This is a genomic window from Nonomuraea sp. NPDC003560, assembly GCF_042878785.1.
GTDB lineage: Bacteria > Actinomycetota > Actinomycetes > Streptosporangiales > Streptosporangiaceae > Nonomuraea.
Window position 1 is genome coordinate 108,621 of record NZ_JBIAOF010000017.1, and the last position, 19,391, is coordinate 128,011.

17 protein-coding genes are annotated in these 19,391 nt (G+C 71.4%); 7 read left to right on the plus strand and 10 right to left on the minus strand.

The genetic code is table 11. From position 1 onward, the window contains the following. Positions 1 to 9 precede the first annotated feature (9 nt). From ACFYUV_RS46105 to ACFYUV_RS46115, 3 genes are all read left to right on the plus strand, one after another. Positions 10 to 1,161 (plus strand): Ig-like domain-containing protein, encoded by a 1,152-nt coding sequence (locus ACFYUV_RS46105; protein WP_387681249.1) that lies wholly within the window; start codon positions 10 to 12, stop codon positions 1,159 to 1,161. Positions 1,162 to 1,251: 90 nt separating this feature from the next. Continuing rightward, a complete protein-coding gene (locus ACFYUV_RS46110) occupies positions 1,252 to 1,683 on the plus strand; it encodes an NfeD family protein (protein WP_352324976.1) in 432 nt (143 codons plus the stop codon). A gap of 4 nt (positions 1,684 to 1,687) precedes the next feature. Then, a complete protein-coding gene (locus ACFYUV_RS46115) occupies positions 1,688 to 2,773 on the plus strand; it encodes an SPFH domain-containing protein (RefSeq protein WP_352361641.1) in 1,086 nt (361 codons plus the stop codon). A 46-nt stretch (positions 2,774 to 2,819) separates the two neighbouring features. Here the strand turns inward: ACFYUV_RS46115 and ACFYUV_RS46120 are convergent, their stop codons facing one another. The 5 genes from ACFYUV_RS46120 to ACFYUV_RS46140 all read right to left on the minus strand — a co-directional run bounded on the left by ACFYUV_RS46120 (position 2,820) and on the right by ACFYUV_RS46140 (position 8,731). After that, entirely contained in the window at positions 2,820 to 3,989 is a 1,170-nt protein-coding gene (locus ACFYUV_RS46120; RefSeq protein WP_387681253.1) for a Gfo/Idh/MocA family protein, read from the minus strand. Between the two features lie 26 nt (positions 3,990 to 4,015). After that, entirely contained in the window at positions 4,016 to 5,638 is a 1,623-nt protein-coding gene (locus ACFYUV_RS46125; RefSeq protein ID WP_387681256.1) for a hypothetical protein, read from the minus strand. A gap of 16 nt (positions 5,639 to 5,654) precedes the next feature. Beyond that, on the minus strand, positions 5,655 to 6,521 hold the full coding sequence (locus tag ACFYUV_RS46130) for a carbohydrate ABC transporter permease (protein ID WP_352325035.1): 867 nt from the start codon (positions 6,519 to 6,521) through the stop codon (positions 5,655 to 5,657). An 11-nt stretch (positions 6,522 to 6,532) separates the two neighbouring features. Continuing rightward, positions 6,533 to 7,444: an ABC transporter permease subunit gene (locus tag ACFYUV_RS46135; protein ID WP_357976243.1), complete on the minus strand. Its 912-nt coding sequence runs from the start codon at positions 7,442 to 7,444 to the stop codon at positions 6,533 to 6,535. A gap of 153 nt (positions 7,445 to 7,597) precedes the next feature. Continuing rightward, on the minus strand, positions 7,598 to 8,731 hold the full coding sequence (locus tag ACFYUV_RS46140) for an ROK family protein (protein WP_387681259.1): 1,134 nt from the start codon (positions 8,729 to 8,731) through the stop codon (positions 7,598 to 7,600). Between the two features lie 170 nt (positions 8,732 to 8,901). Here ACFYUV_RS46140 and tdh point away from each other — a divergent pair, with 170 nt between their 5' ends. The 4 genes from tdh (at position 8,902) to ACFYUV_RS46160 (ending at position 12,975) form a co-directional block, all read left to right on the plus strand. Next, positions 8,902 to 9,930: an L-threonine 3-dehydrogenase gene (tdh, locus tag ACFYUV_RS46145; RefSeq protein WP_387681261.1), complete on the plus strand. Its 1,029-nt coding sequence runs from the start codon at positions 8,902 to 8,904 to the stop codon at positions 9,928 to 9,930. Further along, positions 9,930 to 11,102 carry a glycine C-acetyltransferase gene (locus ACFYUV_RS46150; RefSeq protein ID WP_387681264.1) on the plus strand — a complete coding sequence of 391 codons (1,173 nt, stop codon included), beginning with the start codon at positions 9,930 to 9,932 and terminating at the stop codon, positions 11,100 to 11,102. Before tdh ends, ACFYUV_RS46150 begins: the two co-directional genes overlap by 1 nt. A 13-nt stretch (positions 11,103 to 11,115) precedes the next feature. Beyond that, positions 11,116 to 12,018 (plus strand): LysR family transcriptional regulator, encoded by a 903-nt coding sequence (locus ACFYUV_RS46155; protein ID WP_387681267.1) that lies wholly within the window; start codon positions 11,116 to 11,118, stop codon positions 12,016 to 12,018. A gap of 69 nt (positions 12,019 to 12,087) precedes the next feature. Further along, positions 12,088 to 12,975: an MFS transporter gene (locus ACFYUV_RS46160; protein ID WP_387681270.1), complete on the plus strand. Its 888-nt coding sequence runs from the start codon at positions 12,088 to 12,090 to the stop codon at positions 12,973 to 12,975. A gap of 43 nt (positions 12,976 to 13,018) precedes the next feature. On the opposite strand, the gene ACFYUV_RS46165 is transcribed toward ACFYUV_RS46160, so the two are convergent. The 5 genes from ACFYUV_RS46165 to ACFYUV_RS46185 form a co-directional block, all read right to left on the minus strand. Further along, positions 13,019 to 14,626: a GTPase gene (locus tag ACFYUV_RS46165; RefSeq protein WP_387681273.1), complete on the minus strand. Its 1,608-nt coding sequence runs from the start codon at positions 14,624 to 14,626 to the stop codon at positions 13,019 to 13,021. Beyond that, on the minus strand, positions 14,623 to 16,425 hold the full coding sequence (locus ACFYUV_RS46170; protein ID WP_387681275.1) for an ABC transporter: 1,803 nt from the start codon (positions 16,423 to 16,425) through the stop codon (positions 14,623 to 14,625). The genes ACFYUV_RS46165 and ACFYUV_RS46170 overlap by 4 nt, the downstream gene beginning before the upstream one ends. Before the next feature lie 109 nt (positions 16,426 to 16,534). After that, positions 16,535 to 17,194, minus strand: a complete 660-nt coding sequence (locus tag ACFYUV_RS46175) for a response regulator transcription factor (protein ID WP_352361783.1) — start codon at positions 17,192 to 17,194, stop codon at positions 16,535 to 16,537. 83 nt (positions 17,195 to 17,277) lie between these two features. Then, the gene (locus ACFYUV_RS46180) at positions 17,278 to 18,690 is read right to left on the minus strand and encodes a sensor histidine kinase (protein ID WP_387681278.1); all 1,413 of its coding nucleotides are present in this window, start codon (positions 18,688 to 18,690) and stop codon (positions 17,278 to 17,280) included. Next, a complete protein-coding gene (locus ACFYUV_RS46185; RefSeq protein WP_352361663.1) occupies positions 18,690 to 19,382 on the minus strand; it encodes a response regulator transcription factor in 693 nt (230 codons plus the stop codon). Before ACFYUV_RS46185 ends, ACFYUV_RS46180 begins: the two co-directional genes overlap by 1 nt. Positions 19,383 to 19,391 lie beyond the last annotated feature (9 nt).

The window sequence follows — 19,391 nt, forward strand, 5'->3', positions numbered from 1 at the left end:
GAGAGTGACGTGCGGCGTGCCGCGATCCTGTGTGTCGCCTTCCTCCTGGCCTGCTGCGGCTGCGGTCCCGTCGGCGACTCCCCGGCCGCGCCCGCGGTCGTGCACGTCTCCCCCTCCTTCGACGCCAAGCGGGCCCGTCCCGACAAGGGGCTGCTCATCACGGCGCAGGGCGGCCGGCTGACCCAGGTCCTGGTCTACGAGGGAGGCGAGCACGTCCCGGGCCGGCTCGACGCCTCGCACACCAGGTGGCGCTCCGACTGGACGCTCAAACCCGCGACCGAGTACACCGTCACCGCCACGGCCGCGGGCGAGAACGGCCCGTCCACGGTCTCCATGGGCCGCTTCCGCACCCGCGCCGCCGAGCACACGTTCGGGGTGGCCGCCACCGCGCCGCTGCCCGGCGAGACCGTGGGCGTGGGCATGCCGGTCGTCATCGACTTCGACACCCCGATCCAGGACAAGGCGGCCGTCGAGCGGTCGCTGGAGGTCACCACGAAGACCCCGGCCGAGGGCGCCTGGCGCTGGACCAGCGACACGCAGGTGGTCTACCGCACCCGCCGGTTCTGGGCCTCGGGGCAGCAGGTGATGGTCAGCGCCCACCTGGCCGGGGTGCGCCCGGCCCCGGGCGTCTACGGCACCCTCGACTCCACCTTCGCCTTCACCGTGGGCCGCAGGCAGACCAGCACGGTCGACGCCCGCACCCACCAGATGGTCGTGCGCCGCGACGGCCGGGTGGTGCAGCAGATGGCCATCAGCGCCGGCATGGCCACCACGCGGGAATACACCACCACCAGCGGCATGCACCTGACCATGGACAAGGGCAACCCGGTCCGGATGATCTCCCCAGGCCGCGCCAAGGGCGACCCCGGCTACTACGACCTGCTGATCGAGCACGCCGTGCGCATCTCCAACAGCGGCGAGTACGTGCACGCGAAGGACAACGTCTGGGCCCAGGGAAGGGAAAACGTCAGCCACGGCTGCATCAACGCCCGCCCCGACCAGGCGGCCTGGTTCTACGCCGGTTCGCTGCGCGGCGACCCGGTGCTGATCACGGGCACCGCCCGCCGGCTGGAATGGGACAACGGGTGGGGCTTCTGGCAACTTCCGTGGGAGAAGTGGATCCTGGGAAGCGCCCTGACCGCCCCGGCGACCGGCCGGTGACGGGTGCCCTGCGGACGAATGGGGGATTACGGTGGTAAGGGGGAACCAGTCCTACACACAGGCCCGTTATAGGTTCAGGAGGGCCGGAGCATGGATGAATGGGTCATCTGGATAATCCTCGCAGTCGTCCTCGGTGTGGCCGAACTGTTCACTCTCACGGCGGCCCTCGGGCTCCTGGGCGTGGCCGCTCTCCTGACCGCCGTGACGGCCGCCGTCGGGCTGCCCGTCCCCTTGCAGATCCTCGTGTTCGCCCTGTCGTCCGCGGCGGGGATGGTGGTCATCCGGCCGCTCGCCGTCCGCCATCTTCAGCAGCCGCCGTTGCAGCGTTTCGGCGTGGAGGCGCTGGTCGGCAAGCCCGCGTACGTGGTCTCCGAGGTCACGGGCCGCGACGGGCGGGTCCGCATCGGGGGTGAGGAGTGGTCCGCACGCGCTTATGACGAGACCCTGGTGATCCCCACCGGGGCGACCGTCGACATCATCGAGATCGAGGGCGCCACGGCCCTCGTGTATCCACGGGAGTGACCACATGGACCCGTTGCTGATAGCCGGACTGCTGATCATCCTTTTCGCCGCGTTCACCGTGCTCAAGGCCGTGCGGATCGTGCCGCAGGCGCGGGCCCGCAACGTGGAGCGGCTCGGCCGCTACCACCGCACGCTCAAGCCGGGTCTCAACTTCGTCATCCCCTACGTCGACCGCGTCTATCCGATGATCGACCTGCGCGAGCAGGTGGTGACCTTCCGCCCGCAGCCGGTCATCACCGAGGACAACCTGGTCGTCGAGATCGACAACGTCCTGTACTTCCAGGTCACCGACCCGCGGGCGGCGGCGTACGAGATCGCCAACTACATCACGGCCATAGAGCAGCTCACCGTCACGACCATGCGTAACGTGATCGGCTCGATGGACCTGGAGAAGACGCTCACCTCGCGCGACACCATCAACAGCCAGTTGCGCGGCGTGCTCGACGAGGCCACCGGCAAGTGGGGCATCCGGGTCAACCGCGTCGAGGTCAAGGCCATCGACCCGCCCAAGACCATCAAGGACGCGATGGAGAAGCAGATGCGGGCCGAGCGCGACAAGCGGGCCGCGATCCTCAACGCCGAGGGCCAGCGCCAGTCGCAGATCCTCACGGCCGAGGGCGACAAGCAGAGCCGCATCCTGCGGGCCGAGGGCCAGCGCTCGGCCGCCATCCTGGAGGCCGAGGGCCAGTCGCGCGCCATCGACCAGGTCTTCCAGGCCGTCCACCGCAACGACCCCGACCCCAAGCTGCTGGCCTACCAGTACCTTCAGGTGCTGCCGCAGCTCGCCCAGGGCAGCGGCAACACGTTCTGGGTCATCCCGAGCGAGGTCACCTCGGCCTTGCAGGGCGTCTCGAAGGCGTTCACCGAGGCGCTGCCGAAGTCGGCCGCCACCCGCGAGGAGCAGCCCCGGCCGTCGGAGGAGCTGGACCGGGAGATCGCGGCGGCCTCGGAGGCGGCGGCCGAGGCGGTCGCCGACGCCCAGGAGGCCGAGAGCCCCAAGGGCCCCCGCCAGATCGCCCAGGCCGTCAACGAGCCGTCCCCGTTCCCCGACCTGGAGCGCGAACGCGACCCCAAGGACACCGGCCGCTGACGTCCGCCGGGGCCGCGCGGGTTCCCCCGCCCGGCCCCGGCGCCGCTCAGCGCTGGCCGTTGTCGAAGTACGCGGCCAGCTCCGGGTCCAGCGGCGGCACGTCGTACGGCATGCCGCCGTCGCGCAGCGACATCGTGGCCATGTACCCGGCGGCGACGCTCATCCTGGCCGCCACGGGTGAGGTGTCGGTCGCCCCGCCCTCCGTGACGAACCGGCAGAACTCGGCCATGATCTGGGGGTCGGCCCCGCCGTGCGAGCCCTGCGCGGCCGGCACCTGGTAGGCGATGTCGCAGTCGTCCCGGTAGGAGGTGGGGCCGGTGTTCCACACCTTGACCGTGTCCCCCGGGCCGTCGCCGAAGTTCTCCAGCCGGCCCTCGGTCCCGATGACCGTGTAGTTGCGCACGTAGTCGGGGCTGAAGTGGCACTGCTGGTAGGCGGCGATGACGCCGTTGTCCAGGCGCATGTTCATGACCGACACGTCCTCGACGTCGATCACGTGGTGCAGGTCGCGCCGCTGCGTGGGCGGCCACTCGAACTCCCGCAGCCAGCCCTCCGGCCGGGGCGTCCCGGGCTCGCGGCGCGGCAGGTCGCCGTAGACCATCAGGTCGCCGAGGGCGTTCACGCGGGTGGTGTAGCCGCCGGCCAGCCAGTGGATCACGTCGAGGTCGTGCGCCGCCTTCTGCAGCAGCAGGCCCGTCGTACGGGTGCGGTCGGCGTGCCAGTCCTTGAAGTAGTAGTCGCCGCCGTAGGACACGAAGTGGCGTACCCACACGGTCTTGGGCTCACCGATCACACCCTTGCGGATGATGTCCCGCATCAGGCGCACCACGCCCATGTGGCGCATGTTGTGCCCCACGTACAGGCGGCTGCCCGTCTCGCGGGCGGCCCGCAGGATGTTGTCGCAGCCCTCGACGGTGATGGCCATCGGCTTCTCCAGGTAGACGGCCTTGCCGGCCTGGAGGGCGTCGATGGCGATGCGCTCGTGCGTGTCGTCGGGGGTGTTGACGACGATCGCGTCGAGATCTGGCCGGTCGAGCAGCTCGCGGTACTCCCCGGTCAGGAACTCCGCCTCGAACCGCTCCGACTGCTTCTTGAGCACTGCCGGGTCGGAGTCGCACAGCGCCGCCACGACCGAGCCCTTGCCCGGCCGGTGGGCGGCCAGGGCGAGACTCGTCCGCAGGCCGAGCCCGATGACTCCGATGCGCAGGTCTTCCACAAGTGTCCTTTCAAACGGTAGAACGATCAGCCCTTGGCGATGGAGGCCTCGTACTCGGCCCGCATCGCCTCGCCGCCCCTGCCCAGCCACTTCTTGACGAAGGCCGGCCAGTCCGACATCGACTTACGCCCGGTGACGATGTCGTCGACCATGTCCTTGCCCATGGTGCTCAGCTCGCCGTTCTTCTGGGTGTAGGTGTCGGAGAAGTGGCCGGTGGTGACGCGCTCCTGAAGCATAGGAGCGATCTTGGTCTCGAAGTCGTGGATGAGCTTGGTGCGCTCGGGCTGGCCGGGCAGGAACAGCGCGGACGGCGACCCGATCACGAACGAGAGCGGCTGCTGCGTGGTGGGCACCTCGGCCTTGCCCTTGTCGGTGAAGGCGAGGTCGCCGTCCTTCTTGGTGAAGTGGGTGCCCTCGACGCCGAAGTTGACGCGCTCGTACTCCTCCGTGCCGAACGGGGCGGCCAGGTAGTTGAGCACGCCGAGCAGGGTCTCGATGCGCTTGGCGGCCACCTTCTTGCTGATCGAGGTGAAGCCCACCGAGCCGAGCCCGGCGTTGTAGACCGGCTTGGACGACGGCGTCGCCGCGAACGGCACGATCGCGCCCAGGTTGTACTTCTGGGTCTTGGCGTCGTTGAGGAAGCCGGGGAACGACTCGACGTACGCGCCGATCTGGCCGTTGGCGACCTTGTCCTTGATGGTGGGCAGGGCGGGGTCGGGCCAGAACAGGTTGGCCTTGAAGCACTTGACCGCCAGCTCCAGCGCCGCCTGGTACTCGGGCGTCTCGAACTGGTGGATCAGCTTGCCGCCGGTCAGCTTCCAGGTGTTGGGGGCGCCGTACCAGTGGCTGAACATGTGCACGTGGTTGTAGTAGCTCGGTTCGAGCGGGTACTTGTTCTTCTTCACGTCGAGCAGCTGCTTGGCCTTGGCCAGGAAGTCGTCGGCGCCGGTGAACTCGGTGCCGCCGACCGGCTGCCAGTAGTCCTGGTTGACCAGGAACACCTGGCCGAAGCGGCTGTAGGCGACCGCCACGCCGTACAGCTTCCCGTCGGTGACCGCGGACTTCCAGGTCACGTCGCCCAGGTTGGCCAGGTTCGGGTACTTCTTGATCGCGTCGCCGCTCAGGTACGACGTCAGGTCGTGGAACTTGGCCGCCAGCAGCTCGGGCACCCGCTGCAGGCCCTGGTTCGGCGGGAACCAGACCAGGTCGGGCAGGTCGTCGCTGGCGATGATGGCGTTGAACTTGTCGGGGTAGCCGTCGCCCACGACGATGTTCATGCTCCACTCGGAGCCCAGGGCCTTGCTCAGCTCCTGCAGGTAGGTGTTCTGACCGGGGGCGGGCGGCGCGACGTCCCACGTCTGGGTGAGCGAGGTGATCTTCTGGCCGTCGCCCGGGGCGGTGGCGACCGACTTGACCAGCTCGCTCGGGTACTTCAGGTACGCGGGGTCCTGGCCGGCGTCGATCGGCAGGTCGGGTGTGGGGATCTTGGCGGCGGTGTACGTCGGCAGCGTCAGCTTCTTCGACAGATCCGCGCCGCCCTTCTTCACGCCTGCGGGGCCGCTCTCGCCGCCGCAGGCCGCGAGCCCGGCGACCGTGGCGCCGGCGAGCGCGAGTCCGAGGAATCCACGACGGGACATGATGGATGACATGGTTGCTCCCGGGTTCTCAGCCCTTGATGGCGCCGGTGAGGACGCCCTTGGTGAAGTACTTCTGGAGGAAGGGGTAGGCGAGCAGGATCGGCACGAGCGCGATGATGAGCACCGCCATCTGCACCGACGAGGCGGGCAGGTCACGCACGATCGCGACGTCTGAGCCCGTGGCCGAGGTGCCGCGGAAGATGAACTGCCGCAGCACGACCTGGATGGGGTGCTTGGTCTGGTCGTTGATGTAGAGGATCGCGGTGAAGAACGTGTTCCAGTACGAGACCGCGTAGAACAGGCCGACGACGGCGATCACCGCCTTGGACAGCGGGATCGCGATCCGCCACATCATCCGGAACTCGCCGCACCCGTCCATGCGGGCCGCCTCGAACAGCTCCTCGGGCAGGTTCTGGAAGAACGACCTGACCACGACCACGTTGAACGCGTTGACCAGCACCGGCACGATGAGCGACTGGTAGGTGTCGATCATGCCGAGTTCCTTGACCATGAGGTAGCTCGGGATCATGCCCGGCGTGAACAGGAACGTGGCCAGCACCATGAGCAGGATCGGCTTGCCGCCGAGCATGCCGCGCCGCGACAGCGCGTAGCCGAGGAAGACCGTGCAGATCAGGCTGAGCGCGGTGCCGGTGAGCGTGATGCCGATGCTGATCAGCACCGACCGGGTGACCGCGCCGCCGGACAGGATCAGCGAGTACGCCTCGAAGGTCGGGTGCGAGGGCCAGAGCACGTAGCTGCCGCCGTTGGCGATGCTCTCGGCGCGGCCCATCAGGCTGGTGCCGACGGCCAGCCCGAACGGGTACAGCACGGCCACGGTGATCGCGGTCAGCACGACGAACTTGAGCGTGCGCCCGGCGATGGTCGGGCGTTCCATCCACGGCGGCCTCATCGATAGATCCCCTGCTCTCCGAAGCGGTGCGCGAGCTTGTTGGCCGCGTAGATGAGCGCCGCGCCGATGAGGCCCTTCATGAGGCCGGCGGCGGTGCTCATGCCCCAGTCGCCGTCACGGATGCCGTGGTAGTAGACGTAGGTGTCGATGACCTCGGCCGCTCCGGCGCCCACGGCCTCCCGTTGCAGGACCATCTGCTCGAAGCCGACGGACAGGATGTCGCCCAGGCGCAGGATGAGCATCATGAGGATGACCGAGCGGATGCCGGGCAGCGTGACGTGCCACAGGCGGCGCTTCCAGTCGGCGCCGTCGATGGCAGCGGCCTCGTACTGGCTCATGTCGATCGCGGTGATCGCGGCCAGGAAGATGATCGTGCCCCAGCCGCAGTCCTTCCAGATGACCTGGGCCGTCACGAGCAGCTTGAACGTGTCCGCGTTCGACATCAGGTTGCCGATGGTGATGCCGTGCGAGTTCAGGAACGAGCTGACCGTGCCGGCGCCGCCGATGACCTGCTGGAACATCGCCACCACGACCACCCACGACAGGAAGTGCGGCAGGTAGACGACGGTCTGGATGAACCGCTTGACGCGGTGGCCGATCAGGGAGTTCAGCAGGAGCGCGAGCGCGATCGGGGCCGGGAAGTACAGGACGAGCTGGAGCGCCGTGATCTGCAGGGTGTTGCCGACCGCGCTCCAGAACTCCGGCTCCTCCAGCAGCATCACGAAGTTGTCCAGGCCCACCCAGGGGCTGCCCGCGATGCCGAGGAACGGCGCGTAGTCCTTGAAGGCGATGACGTTGCCGAGCAGCGGCACGTAGAAGAAGGCCACGAAGTACAGGACGCCGGGCAGGCACAGGGCCAGCAGCGTCCAGTCGCGCTTCAGCCGCTCAAGCAGGGTGACAGCGGCCACACGCTCACCTCCAGTCGGGTCGGGATGGCTGGAGGCTAGTACCGATTTATGCAAATAACTAGGTTAAAGCGATCAGATCTGAGCATGCTTGCTGGATCGATGTCGCACAGCGACATGTCTGTGACAGAACGGTTATCTAATTAGCCAAGTTGGCTACGTAAAGAGCAGACGATCTGCCTGATCGAGGGCAAACCGGACGGCGCCCAGCGTGATGCACTCGCTGCCCAGCCCCGACGCCACCACCTCCGGCGGGTAGAGGCAGTACTCCTCGAACAGCTCGCGTACCGGCTCGACCAGCAGGTCTCCGGCCGAGGACAGGCTGCCGCCGATGACCACCATGTCCGGGTCGAGCGGGTTGACCACCGTGACGAGCCCGGCGGCCAGGCCGCGCGCGAACTCCCTGACCGCCTGGCCCGCCCGCTCGTCGCCGGCGCGGGCCCGGGCGATGGCGAACTCGGCGCACTGCCGGCTGGAGCGCAGCTCGCCCGGCTCGACGGCCATCGCGTAGTCCAGGACGTACCGGAAGGCGGTCCAGTTGTTGTTCGGCTGGGCCCCGATCTCCCCGCCCGCCGCGTGCGCCCCCCGGTACGGCCGGCCGCCGATGAGCAGGCCCATGCCGATGCGGTCGCCGGTGAACAGGTAGACGACGTCGTCGCGGCCCTGCGCGGCGCCCCGCCAGTGCTCGGCCAGGACGGCCAGGCGCATGTCGTTCTCGACCAGCACCGGCGCGGGGATCCGGGCCGACAGCTCGCCCTGCAGGTCGAGGCCGGTCCAGTCGGACAGGGCGATGCTCTTGACGACGCGCCCGGAGCCGTCGACCGTGCCGGTGGTGCCCACGCCGACGACGGTGACGTCCGCCAGCGCCAGCCCGGCCTGGGCGGCGGTCTCCGTGGCGAGTCCGACGATCTGGTCGAGCCGCTCGGCGGCGGGCATGTCGCGGTGGTTGGGCGCGCGGCGGGTGACGGCGATCGTGCCGTTCAGGTCGGCCAGCATGGCGCGCAGGCTGGAACCGCCGATGCCGACGCCCAGCACGTGCCCCGCGGAGGCGCGGAACCGGAAGCGTTTGGCCGGGCGTCCTCGCTGGCGGTCGCCGGCCTCCTCCTCGCACTCCTCCGCCCAGCCCTCGGTGACCAGGTCGTCGACGATGACCTCGGCCGTCGGCCTGGACACCCGGGCGGACCTGGCCAGCTCCGACAGCGTGGCCACGTCGGCCTCGCGCAGCACGCGCAGGATGGCCGCCGAGTTGAGCTTGCGCAGAAGCGAGGCGTCGCCGCTCTGCTGTCGCACCGATACCTCCGAGTCGCCGGGCAGGTCATCTTCAAGCTTATTTCGTAATTGTGCCTGGTCCCGCTGCCGCGTGAAGCTGAGCTGTGGGGGCACTTAAGAATCCCTCGATGGACATGTTCCGAGGGGAGCGGGCACAGTGCGTTAGGTTCGGAACAGGGGGAAGTGAAGCGATGAAAGCGCTGGTCAAGCAGAAGGCCGAGCCCGGCCTTTGGCTGGTGGACGTGCCGGAGCCCGAGGTCGGGCCAGGCGAGGTGAAGATCCGGGTGCTGCGTACCGGCATCTGTGGCACCGACCTGCACATCCGCAAATATGACGACTGGGCGCGGCACACGCTGAAGCTCCCGCTCGTCGTCGGGCACGAGTTCTCCGGCCACGTGGTCGAGGTCGCGCCCGGCGTGGAGGACATCGCCGTCGGCGACCTGGTGAGCGGCGAGGGCCACATCGTCTGCGGCAAGTGCCGCAACTGCATGGCCGGACGCCGTCACCTGTGCCGCAACACGGTCGGCCTCGGCGTCAACAGGGACGGCGCGTTCGCCGAGTTCGTCACGCTGCCCGCCTCGAACGTGTGGGTGCACCGGGTTCCCGTTCATCCCGACGTGGCGGCCATCTTCGACCCGTTCGGCAACGCCGTGCACACCGCGCTGTCCTTCCCCCTGGTCGGTGAGGACGTGCTGATCACCGGCGCAGGCCCGATCGGGCTGATGGCGGCGGCCGTCGCCACGCACGTCGGCGCGCGCAACGTGATGATCACCGACGTCAGCGACGAGCGCCTCGACCTGGCCGGCAAGCTCGGCGTCACGCTCGCGCTCAACGTCTCCAGGGCGACGATCGACGAAGGCATGCGCCAGCTCCACCTGCGGGAGGGCTTCGACGTCGGGCTTGAGATGTCCGGTAACCCTGGGGCCATGCGTGACATGATCGCGAACATGACGCACGGAGGGAAGATCGCGATGCTCGGTCTTCCCGCCGAGGAGTTCGCCGTCGACTGGGCCACCGTGGTGACCTCGATGCTCACCATCAAGGGCATTTACGGCCGGGAGATGTACGAGACCTGGTACAACATGTCAGTCCTGCTGGAAAAGGGTCTCGACCTCTCCCCCGTGATCACCGATCGGTTCCCGTACCACGACTTCGACGCCGCCTTCGACACGGCCGCGAGCGGCCGTACGGGCAAGGTCATCCTCGATTGGAGCGCTTGATGTTCACGAACGTGCGCGAGCAGCTGCGTGCGACGCTCGACGAGATCACCGAGGCCGGGCTGCTGAAGCCCGAGCGGGTGATCACCACCCCGCAGAGCTCCCAGGTCGGCGTGGCCGGGCGCGAGGTGCTGAACTTCTGCGCCAACAACTACCTGGGCCTGGCCGACCACCCCGAGGTGGTCGAGGCGGCCAAGCAGGCGCTCGACCGCTGGGGCTTCGGCATGGCCTCCGTACGGTTCATCTGCGGCACCCAGGAGGTGCACAAGGAGCTCGAATCCCGCCTGTCGGACTTCCTGGGCATGGAGGACACCGTCCTCTACAGCTCGTGCTTCGACGCCAACGGCGGCGTGTTCGAGACCCTGCTCGACGCCCAGGACGCGGTCATCTCCGACGCCCTCAACCACGCGAGCATCATCGACGGCATCCGCCTGTCCAAGGCCCAGCGCTTCCGCTACGCCAACCGCGACATGGCCGAGCTGGAGGCCAGGCTCAAGGAGGCGTCCGACGCCCGGCGGCGTCTGATCGTCACCGACGGCGTCTTCTCCATGGACGGCTACCTCGCCCCGCTGCGCGAGATCTGCGACCTGGCCGACCGCTACGACGCCATGGTCATGGTGGACGACTCCCACGCCGTCGGCTTCGTCGGCCCCACCGGCCGCGGCACGCCCGAGCTGCACGGCGTCACCGACCGGGTCGACATCATCACCGGCACCCTGGGCAAGGCGCTCGGCGGGGCCAGCGGCGGCTACGTCTCGGCCCGCAAGGAGGTCTGCGAGCTGCTGCGCCAGCGGTCGCGGCCGTACCTGTTCTCCAACTCCCTCGCCCCGGTCATCGCCTCGGCCTCGCTGCGCATCCTCGACCTGCTGGAGACCTCCGGCGAGGCCCGCGAGCGGCTGCGCTCGAACACCGCGCGCTTCCGCAGCGAGATGACCAAGGCCGGGTTCGACATCCTGCCCGGCGAGCACCCGATCGTGCCCGTGATGATCGGCGACGCCGCCGAGGCGGGGGCCATGGCCGAACGCCTCCTCGACCTGGGCGTCTACGTGATCGGCTTCTCCTACCCGGTGGTGCCGCACGGCCAGGCCAGGATCCGGGTGCAGCTCTCGGCCGCCCACTCCACCGAGGACGTCGACCGGGCCGTGGCGGCTTTCGTCCAAGCACGCCAGGGTTGAGTATCCTCGCTGCGTGATTGACACGCGGCGGCTGCGCACACTGCGGGCGGTGGCCGACCACGGCACGGTCACCGCCGCCGCGGCGGCGCTCCACCTGACCCCGTCGGCGGTCTCCCAGCAGCTCGTGGCGCTGGAGCACGAGGTGGGCCACCGGCTGTTCACGCGTGACGGCCGGGGCGTGCACCTCACCGCCGTGGGCAAGATCATGGTGGGGCACGCCAACGAGGTCCTGGCCCAGCTCGAACGCGCCGAGGCCGAGGTGGCCGCGTACGCCACCGGCGAGGCCGGCGAGGTGGCCGTGGCCTGCTTCGCCACCGCCATCAGCGCCGTGCTCTCCCCCGCCATCGCCGCCCTGCGCGCCACCGCGCCCCGCCTGCAGGTCCGGGTGCTCGACGCCGAGGGCGACCACAGCCTGGCCATGCTGCTCGACGGCGGGGCCGACCTGGCGGTGACGGTCGAGTACCGGGGCGGCCCCGACGCCGCCGACCGCCGGCTGTCGCGCATCCCGCTGTACGCCGAGCCGTTCGACCTGGTCCTGCCCGAGGGGCATCCGGAGGCGGGGTCGGCCACGCTGGTGTCGCTCGCCGCCGACACCTGGATCGGTCCCTATCCGGGCAATCCCGTGCACGACGTCATCACGTTCGCGTGCCAGCAGGTGGGGTTCACGCCCAACGTCGTCCACTGCTCCGACGACTTCCGGGCCGTGGTGGCGCTGGTGGGGGCGGGCGCGGGGGTGGCGCTCGTGCCGCGGCTCGCGTTGCGGGACATGGCGCTGTCCGGGGTGGTGGTGCGCCAGACGCCGGGGCCCGACCGCCGCGTCTTCGCCGCGATCCGCCGCGGGGCCGACGCCCACCCCCTGCTCCGGCCGCTGTTGTCGACGTTGCGCACGGTCGCCGCCTCCCTCACCTCCGACTGACCGCCCCGCCGATCCCGGGCGCCGCTGGAGGGCGATCTTGCGGGTTGGCGTGGGCGTATGGGGAGGGACATGCCGTATCGGGACCTGTTCCGGCTGCCCGGGGTCGGGGCGCAGTCCGTGTCCGGCTTCCTGTCCCAGCTCACCCAGCAGGTCGCGCCCGTGGGGATGGTGCTGGTCGTGCAGGACGCGACCGGGTCGCTGGCGCTGGCGGGCACGTGCGCGGCGGCGTTCTCGGTGGGCGCGGGCATGGGCAGGCCCGTCCAGGGGCGGCTCATGGACCGGCGCGGGCCGCGGCCGGTGCTCGCGGCGACGGCGTTCCTGCACGTCGTCGCGTTGATCGCGCTCGTCGCGGCGGCGGCGGCCGGGTGGCCGGTGTGGACGTCCGTGGTGCTGGCCTGGGTCGCCGGGGCCGGGCTGCCGCCGATCTCGGTGAGCATGCGCGTCGAGTGGGGGCGGCGGGTTTCCGACGGCGCCCGCACGGCGGTCTACAGCCTGGTCTACCTGGTGCAGGAGCTGGCCATGCTAGTGGGGCCGCTGCTGTTCGGGCTGGTGATCGCGGTGGCCTCGGCCTCGCTGGCGCTGGGGGCGGTGGCGGTGGCGGCGGGGGCGGGCACGCTGGCGTTCTCGCGGGCGTTGCGGGCGGGCGGGGCGGCGTCCGTGCGGGAGGGCGGGCGGGTCTTCGCGGACCGCCGGATGCCGGTGCTGCTGGCCGTGGTGCTGCTGCTCGGCGGGACCATCGGGGCGTTGCAGGTGGGGGTGCCCGCGCTGTCGGCCGCCCGTGGCGTGCCCGCCGCCACCGGAGTGCTGGTGGCGGCGCTCTCGCTGGGCGGCATCGCGGGGGCGGCCGGGTACGGGGCCCGTACGTGGGCGTCCTCGCCGGCGGCGCGGCTGGTGGGGGCGGCCGCCCTGCTGGGCGCACTGCTCGCGGTCCCCCTGCTCGGCCGGAGGAGGGCGTGACGGCGGTCAGGAGCGGGCCTCGGTGGAGCGGGCGTTACGGCGGTCAGGAGCGGGCTGTGGTGACGGCCTCGGTGAAGCGGGCGTAGCGGTCGAGCTCGGCCGTCACGGGGTCCAGCACGTAGTTCCCGGCGACCTCGCCGATGGCGGCGCGCAGGGCGCGGGCCGTACGTCTGGCCCGGCGCCGCCCGCCCGCCCACGCGGCCAGCCTGGACAACAAGGCGATCACCACCCCCGCCAGCGCGCCGCCCGCCAGCAGCACGGTCGGCCACGGCACCGCGCCCACGGTCGGGAGCGGCGGCTGCGGCAGGCGCAGGTAGTCCATCCCGAACAGCACGCCCAGCCACAACGCGCCCGCCACCATGACGGCGAAGACCAGCCACTGCAGCACGTTCACCATCCGCCACCACCGCGGCCTGCGGGTCGTACCGGCGGTGGTGCGGCCCACGGCCCGGTCCACCGCGTCGGCCAGCTCCGGGGAGCGCGAGCGCGCGGCCTGCCGCACCGCCGCCGCCCACGGGCCGGGCAGGTCCGCGGCGGCCGCCTCGCCGACGTCCCTGATCGCCGTCTCGACCTGCGCCCGCTGTACGGCCGACGCCGCCGGCACCGACGTACGCCCCACGATCTCCTTGCCCGGCTTGCCCACCCCGATCCTGAGCCTGCGCAACGGGTCGGGACGGAACCTGCGCAACCAGCGGGTGACCGGCCAGCCGGTGGCGACCACGGCGCGGTGCCGGTGCCCCTTGGCCACGGCCTCCAGGACCAGCGGCACCCCGGCGGCCTGGGAGAGCGCGCCCGTGAGCCGCCGGTCCAGCCCGGCCGCCCGCCGGTCGCCGGGGTCCGGCCGCGCGCCGTCCGCGGCCAGGTGACCGGCGGCGGCCGTGACGTCGGCGGCCAGGCGGGCGGCCCACGACTCGCGCTCGGCGACCCGGTCGGCGAGCACCGCGCGCAGCTCCGGCAGGCCCGCCCCGGTCCTGGCGGACACCGGCAGCACCGGCACGCCCGCCAGCCCGTCCTCCTCCAGGAGGCGGCGCAGGTCGGCCACGCAGCGGTCCACAGCCTGTGCAGGCAGGCGGTCCACCTGGTTGAGCACCACCAGCATCACGTCGCGGTGCCCGGCCAGCGGGCGCAGGTAGCGTTCGTGCAGCGCGGCGTCGGCGTACTTCTGCGGGTCCACGACCCAGACGAGCAGGTCCACCAGCGCCACCAGGCGGTCCACCTCAAGGCGGTGGGAGAGCCGGATGGAGTCGTGGTCGGGAAGGTCGAGGAGGACGAGACCCGACATCCCGGGCGCCTCGGCGGCGGAGTGGCGGCGCGGGACGTCCAGCCAGTCCAGCAGCGGGCCGGCTCCGTGGCCGTCCCACAGGGCGGCCTGGGCGGTGGACGTCGTCGGCCTGGTGACGCCCACGGCGGCCAGATCCTCGCCGGCCAGGGCGTTGTAGAGCGAGGACTTGCCGCTGCCGGTCGCGCCGGCGAGCGCGGCCACGGTGTGGTCGACGGAGAGGCTGCGGCGGGCGCCGGCCCGTTCGGCGACGGAACGCGCGGCGGACACGTCCTGCTCGGGGAGGCGTCCTTCGGCCAGCTCGGCGGCCTCCAGCAGGGCGGCCAGCCGGGAGTCGAGCGAGGGCCCCTCCTTGCGGCGCAGCAGCTTCACGGCCCCTCCGAGCGGTCGCGAGCGGGCGACTCGGCCGTGGGAGCGGGGGGAGCCGGGGGAACAGGGAGTTCCGCCGTCGGGGCGGAGGCGGCGGGGAGTTCGGCGCGGTGGTCGTGGACGGCGCGGGCCGCCGCGCGCAGGGCGTCGGCCGTGCCCCTGGGCGGTTCGACGGTCTCCAGCCGGTCGGTGAAGCGGGCGGCCTCCTCCGCCAGCAGCACCCGCACCCGTTCGCGCAGGTCCTCGCGGGCCCGCGTGGTCAGCGAGCGCACGGCCTGGTCGCCGAAGACCGCCTCCAGCAGCTTCTGCGACAACACGCTCGTGCCGCCCGCGATGCCGACCTCGATCCCGGTGAGCCCGCCGGTCGAGGCGAACACGGCCAGCATGAGCAGCAGCCCCGCCCCGTTGACGCCGAACGAGGCCAGCCGGGCGGTGGTGCGTTTCTCCGCCCCCTCCTCGCGGACGAGGTCGAGGACGAACTCCTGCCAGCCGCGCACCGCCGCCTCGGCCCGTCCGGCCAGGTCGGGAGAGGCCCGGCCGAGCCGCGCGGCCTCCATGGCGCCGAGCCGGTCGAGCAGCCCGCCACCGCCCGGCGCGGCCGACCACCCCTCGAGCGCGCGTTCGGCGGCGCCGTCGGCCGCGCCCCTGATCAGCGACTCGACGCCGCTCTCCAGGGCGTCCTTGAGCTCGACGGCGGGGGCGCGGCCGGTGAAGAAGCCGACGATCCGGTCACGCAGCCACCCCACCCGGCTCTCCAGGGAACGCATGAGGTCGCCGGTGCCGATGAAGTCCTGCCAGCGGGCCAGCACCTCGCCGCGCAGCAGGGAGCCGTCGCGCATGCCCTCGTCGAAGTCGGCCATGCCGCCCGCGTACGCGCCGGTCACGATCGTCCGCAGCCCGTCGAAGCCGGCCTGCTGGCGTTCGACGGCCGTGGCCAGCGCGGGGACGCGGGTGTCCAGGCTGTCCAGGGCGCCCGACAACGTCTGGCGGACGACCCGGGACCGCTCGGCGGCGTCGGCGGCCAGCCCCGTGAGCCAGGAGACGATGGGCCGCACCGACTCCTCCGGCAGCCGCGCCTTCTCGTCGGGCAGCGCGGCCTCGGGCACGGTGAACAGCCGGGTGCCCGGCAGGCCGTTCTCCACCAGGAGCCGGTCGAGGTCGCGCGAGACGGGCTCGACGGCCTCGGGCGCGATCCGGTCGAGGACGACGGCCAGGGCCGTGCTGCGTTCGCGGGCCGAGCGCAGGAAGCTCCAGGGCACCTCGTCGGCGTACCGGGCGGCGGTGGTGACGAACAGCCACAGATCGGCGGCGGCGAGGAGCTGCGCGGCCAGCTCCCGGTTGGAGGTGACCACGGAGTCGATGTCGGGGGCGTCGAGCAGCGCCAGCCCGGCGCCCAGCGCGTCGGAGGCGACCACGCGCAACGCGCCCGCGCCGCCGCCACCGGAGTCGCCGGTGGCGCGGGACAGGCCGGGCAGCACATTCTGGCCCGTGAACCAGTCGCGGTCGGCCGGGTTGACGACGAGCGTGGGCACCAGCGTGGTGGGCCGCAGCACGCCGGGCTCGGCCACGTCGGCCCCCACCAGCGAGTTGACCAGCGTGGACTTGCCCGCCCCGGTGGACCCGCCGACGACGGCGAGCAGCGGCGCGTCGATCGCCCGCAGCCGCGGCAGCAGGTAGTCGTCGAGCTGCCCGGCCAGCTCGCGCAGGGCACGCCGGTCCACCGCGGCCTCGCCGATCGCCAGCGGGAACAGCTCGCGGTCGAGCGGGCGGCGCAACGACTCCAACGCCCCCAGCAGATCCATAGGTGCCAACCCCGCTTCCCGCGGTACGCCGCTCGACACCTCGCGCCCGCAGGTCCACGCTACGGTGAGCGCCCGGGACGGTCCACCGGCCGGGGCCGCGCGGCGGGGATCAACCGGCGGGCGGCGGCTCCCTGAGCACGTACCCGACGCTGCGCAGCGTGTGGATCAGGCGGGGCTCGACGTCGTCCACCTTGCGCCGCAGGTAGGAGACGTACGACTCGACGACGCCGGCGTCGCCGCCGAAGTCGTAGTTCCACACGTGGTCGAGGATCTGCGCCTTCGACAACACGCGGCCGGCGTTGACCATGAAGTAGTGCAGCAGCTTGAACTCCGTCGGGGACAGCCGCACCTGGCGGCCGGCCCGCCAGACCTCGCGGGCGTCCTCGTCCAGCTCCAGGTCGGCCACCTTCAGCCGGCTGGCCGGCGCCCCCTCCGTCCTGGTACGGCGCAGCACCGCCCGGATCCTGGCCTGCACCTCCTCCAGGCTGAACGGCTTGGTGACGTAGTCGTCGCCCACCCGGAGACCGGCGATCTTGTCCTCGGTGGCGTCCCGGGCGGTGAGGAACAGCACGGGCGCGTCGATCCGCCTGGCCACCTCGAACCCGTCCAGGTCGGGCAGCATGACGTCGAGCACCACCAGGTCGGGCGCGGCGCGTTCGGCGACCTCGACGGCCTCCTGCCCGTCGGCGGCGGTCAGCACCTCGAATCCGGAGAAGCGCAGGCTGGCGGAGAGCAGGTCCCTGATGCTGGGCTCGTCGTCCACCACCATGATCAGCGCCTCGCGGACCTCGCGGAGCTCGGGTTTTGTCACGATTCCAGGGTGACCCAGCCACCTGAGGGTTAGCTGAAGGCTCACTCCAAGGCGAGTGGGAGTTCGACCCGGAAGGTGGAGCCCTCCTCGGGCGAGCTGGTCAGCGTCACGGTCCCGCCGTGGGCCTGGACGAGCGCCTGCACGATGGCCAGGCCGAGCCCGCTGCCGCGGTCCTCGGAGGAGCGACGGCGGCTGCGCGCGGAGTCGGCGCGGTAGAAGCGTTCGAAGACCCGCTCGACCTGCTCGGGCGGCAGGCCGGGGCCGCTGTCGGCGACCTCGGTGAAGACGGTGTCGTCGGTCGCCCCGGCCCGGACGACGATGGGCGTGCCGGGCTCGGTGTGCACGATGGCGTTGGTCATGAGGTTGCTGATGACCTGCCGCAGGCGCACCTCGTCGCCGGAGACGATGAGCGCCGCGCCGCCGACCACGTCCAGCTTCACCGTCCGGTCGGGGGCGAGGATCCTGGCGTCGTGCACGGCGTCGGCGACCAGGGCCAGCATGTCCACCGGGCGCATCTGGAGCGGGCGCTGCTGGTCCACCCTGGCCAGCAGCAGCAGGTCGTCCACCAGCAGGCTCATGCGCCCGGCGGCCTTCTCCACGCGCTGCATCAGCTCGGCGGGGTCGGCGCCGGGGTTCTGGCGGGCGTACTCGGCGAAGCCGCGGATGGAGGTGAGCGGGGTGCGCAGCTCGTGGGAGGCGTCGCCGACGAACTGGCGCATGCGGTCCTCGGAGCGGCGGGCCGCCGCCTCCGACGCCGAGCGCGCGGCGAAGGCGGTCTCGATCTGCGCGAGCATGCCGTTGAGCGACCTGGCCAGGCGGCCCACCTCGGTGCGGGGGTCGGCGTCCGGCACCCGGCGGCCGAGCTCACCGCCCGCGATGGCCTCGGCCGTGCGCTCGATCTGGCCGAGCGGCCGCATGCTGCGGCGCACGATCGTGACGCCCGCGACCGCCAGGATGAGCAGGATGCCGCCGCCGCCGAGCAGCTCGATCAGCACGAGCCGCCGGGTGATGGCGTCCACCTCCTCCAGGTCCACCGCGACGACCAGCGTGCGCCGCTGGATCTCGCTCTGCAGCACCCGCCACTCGCCGTCGCCGCCGGCGGCGGGCGCGGTGTAGGCGTCCTCGCCGGGCGACTCGCGCAGCACGGGCTTGGGCTTGGCGTCCACGTCGCGGTCGCGCAGCATCGGGACGAACGCCTCACCCGGCTCCTTGACCAGCGCGATCGCGTCGGACTCGATGAGGATCGGGCGGTCGGGGGTCTCCCTGTCCCGCCGCCAGTCGCTGACGACCTTCTTGTGCATGCGCACGCTGAGCAGGTTGAGCTGACTGTCCACCCGGTCCATGAGGTAACCGTGCAGGACCGAGACGCTGACCAGGCCGACGAAGGTCATGCCGCAGCCCAGCAGGGCCAGCATCGCCGCGATCAGCTTGACCCTCAGCGGCAGGGCTCTCATCAGGGGCTCGGCGGCAGGCGCAGCACGTATCCGACGCCCCGCAGGGTGTGGATGAGCCGGGGACTACGGTTGTCGATCTTCCGGCGCAGGACGGACACGTACGACTCCACGATGCCCACCTCGCCCCTGAAGTCGTAGTCCCAGACGTGGTCGAGGATCTGCGGCTTGGACAGCACGCGACCGGCGTTGGTCATGAAGTAGCGCAGCAGCTTGAACTCGGTCGGCGAGAGCGAGACGGCGTTGCCGCCGCGCCAGACCTCGTGGCTCTCCTCGTCCAGCTCGATGTCGGCGAAGGTCAGCCTGGGCGGCGCGGCCTGCGCGTCCCCGCTCGTGCGCCGGAGCACCGCGTGGATCCTGGCCACGACCTCCTCCAGGCTGAACGGCTTGGTGACGTAGTCGTCGCCGCCGATCGTGAGCCCGCGGATCTTGTCCTCGGTCTCGTCGCGGGCGGTCAGGAACACCACGGGCGTGTGCAGCCCGCCGCTCCGCATCCGGCGGACGATCTCGAACCCGTCCAGGTCGGGCAGCATGACGTCGAGCACGACGAGGTCGGGCCGGTGCCGTTGCACGGCGTTGACGGCGTCGAGGCCGCTCTTGGCCGTGGTCACGTCGAAGCCCGCGAACCTCAGGCTCGCGGCGAGGAGTTCGAGGATGTTGGGGTCGTCCTCGACGATCAGCAGGCGTGATTCCATCACCTCCAA

Excerpts from the sequence above, each read along its gene's own strand:
- ACFYUV_RS46110 (WP_352324976.1), top strand. The coding sequence starts at position 1,252 with ATGGATGAATGGGTCATCTGGATAATCCTCGCAGTCGTCCTCGGTGTG.
- ACFYUV_RS46115 (WP_352361641.1), top strand. The coding sequence starts at position 1,688 with ATGGACCCGTTGCTGATAGCCGGACTGCTGATCATCCTTTTCGCCGCG.
- ACFYUV_RS46125 (WP_387681256.1), bottom strand. The coding sequence starts at position 5,638 with ATGTCATCCATCATGTCCCGTCGTGGATTCCTCGGACTCGCGCTCGCC.
- ACFYUV_RS46130 (WP_352325035.1), bottom strand. The coding sequence starts at position 6,521 with ATGGAACGCCCGACCATCGCCGGGCGCACGCTCAAGTTCGTCGTGCTG.
- tdh (WP_387681261.1), top strand. The coding sequence starts at position 8,902 with ATGAAAGCGCTGGTCAAGCAGAAGGCCGAGCCCGGCCTTTGGCTGGTG.
- ACFYUV_RS46150 (WP_387681264.1), top strand. The coding sequence starts at position 9,930 with ATGTTCACGAACGTGCGCGAGCAGCTGCGTGCGACGCTCGACGAGATC.
- ACFYUV_RS46160 (WP_387681270.1), top strand. The coding sequence starts at position 12,088 with ATGCCGTATCGGGACCTGTTCCGGCTGCCCGGGGTCGGGGCGCAGTCC.
- ACFYUV_RS46170 (WP_387681275.1), bottom strand. The coding sequence starts at position 16,425 with ATGGATCTGCTGGGGGCGTTGGAGTCGTTGCGCCGCCCGCTCGACCGC.
- ACFYUV_RS46175 (WP_352361783.1), bottom strand. The coding sequence starts at position 17,194 with ATGGTGGTGGACGACGAGCCCAGCATCAGGGACCTGCTCTCCGCCAGC.
- ACFYUV_RS46180 (WP_387681278.1), bottom strand. The coding sequence starts at position 18,690 with ATGAGAGCCCTGCCGCTGAGGGTCAAGCTGATCGCGGCGATGCTGGCC.
- ACFYUV_RS46185 (WP_352361663.1), bottom strand. The coding sequence starts at position 19,382 with ATGGAATCACGCCTGCTGATCGTCGAGGACGACCCCAACATCCTCGAA.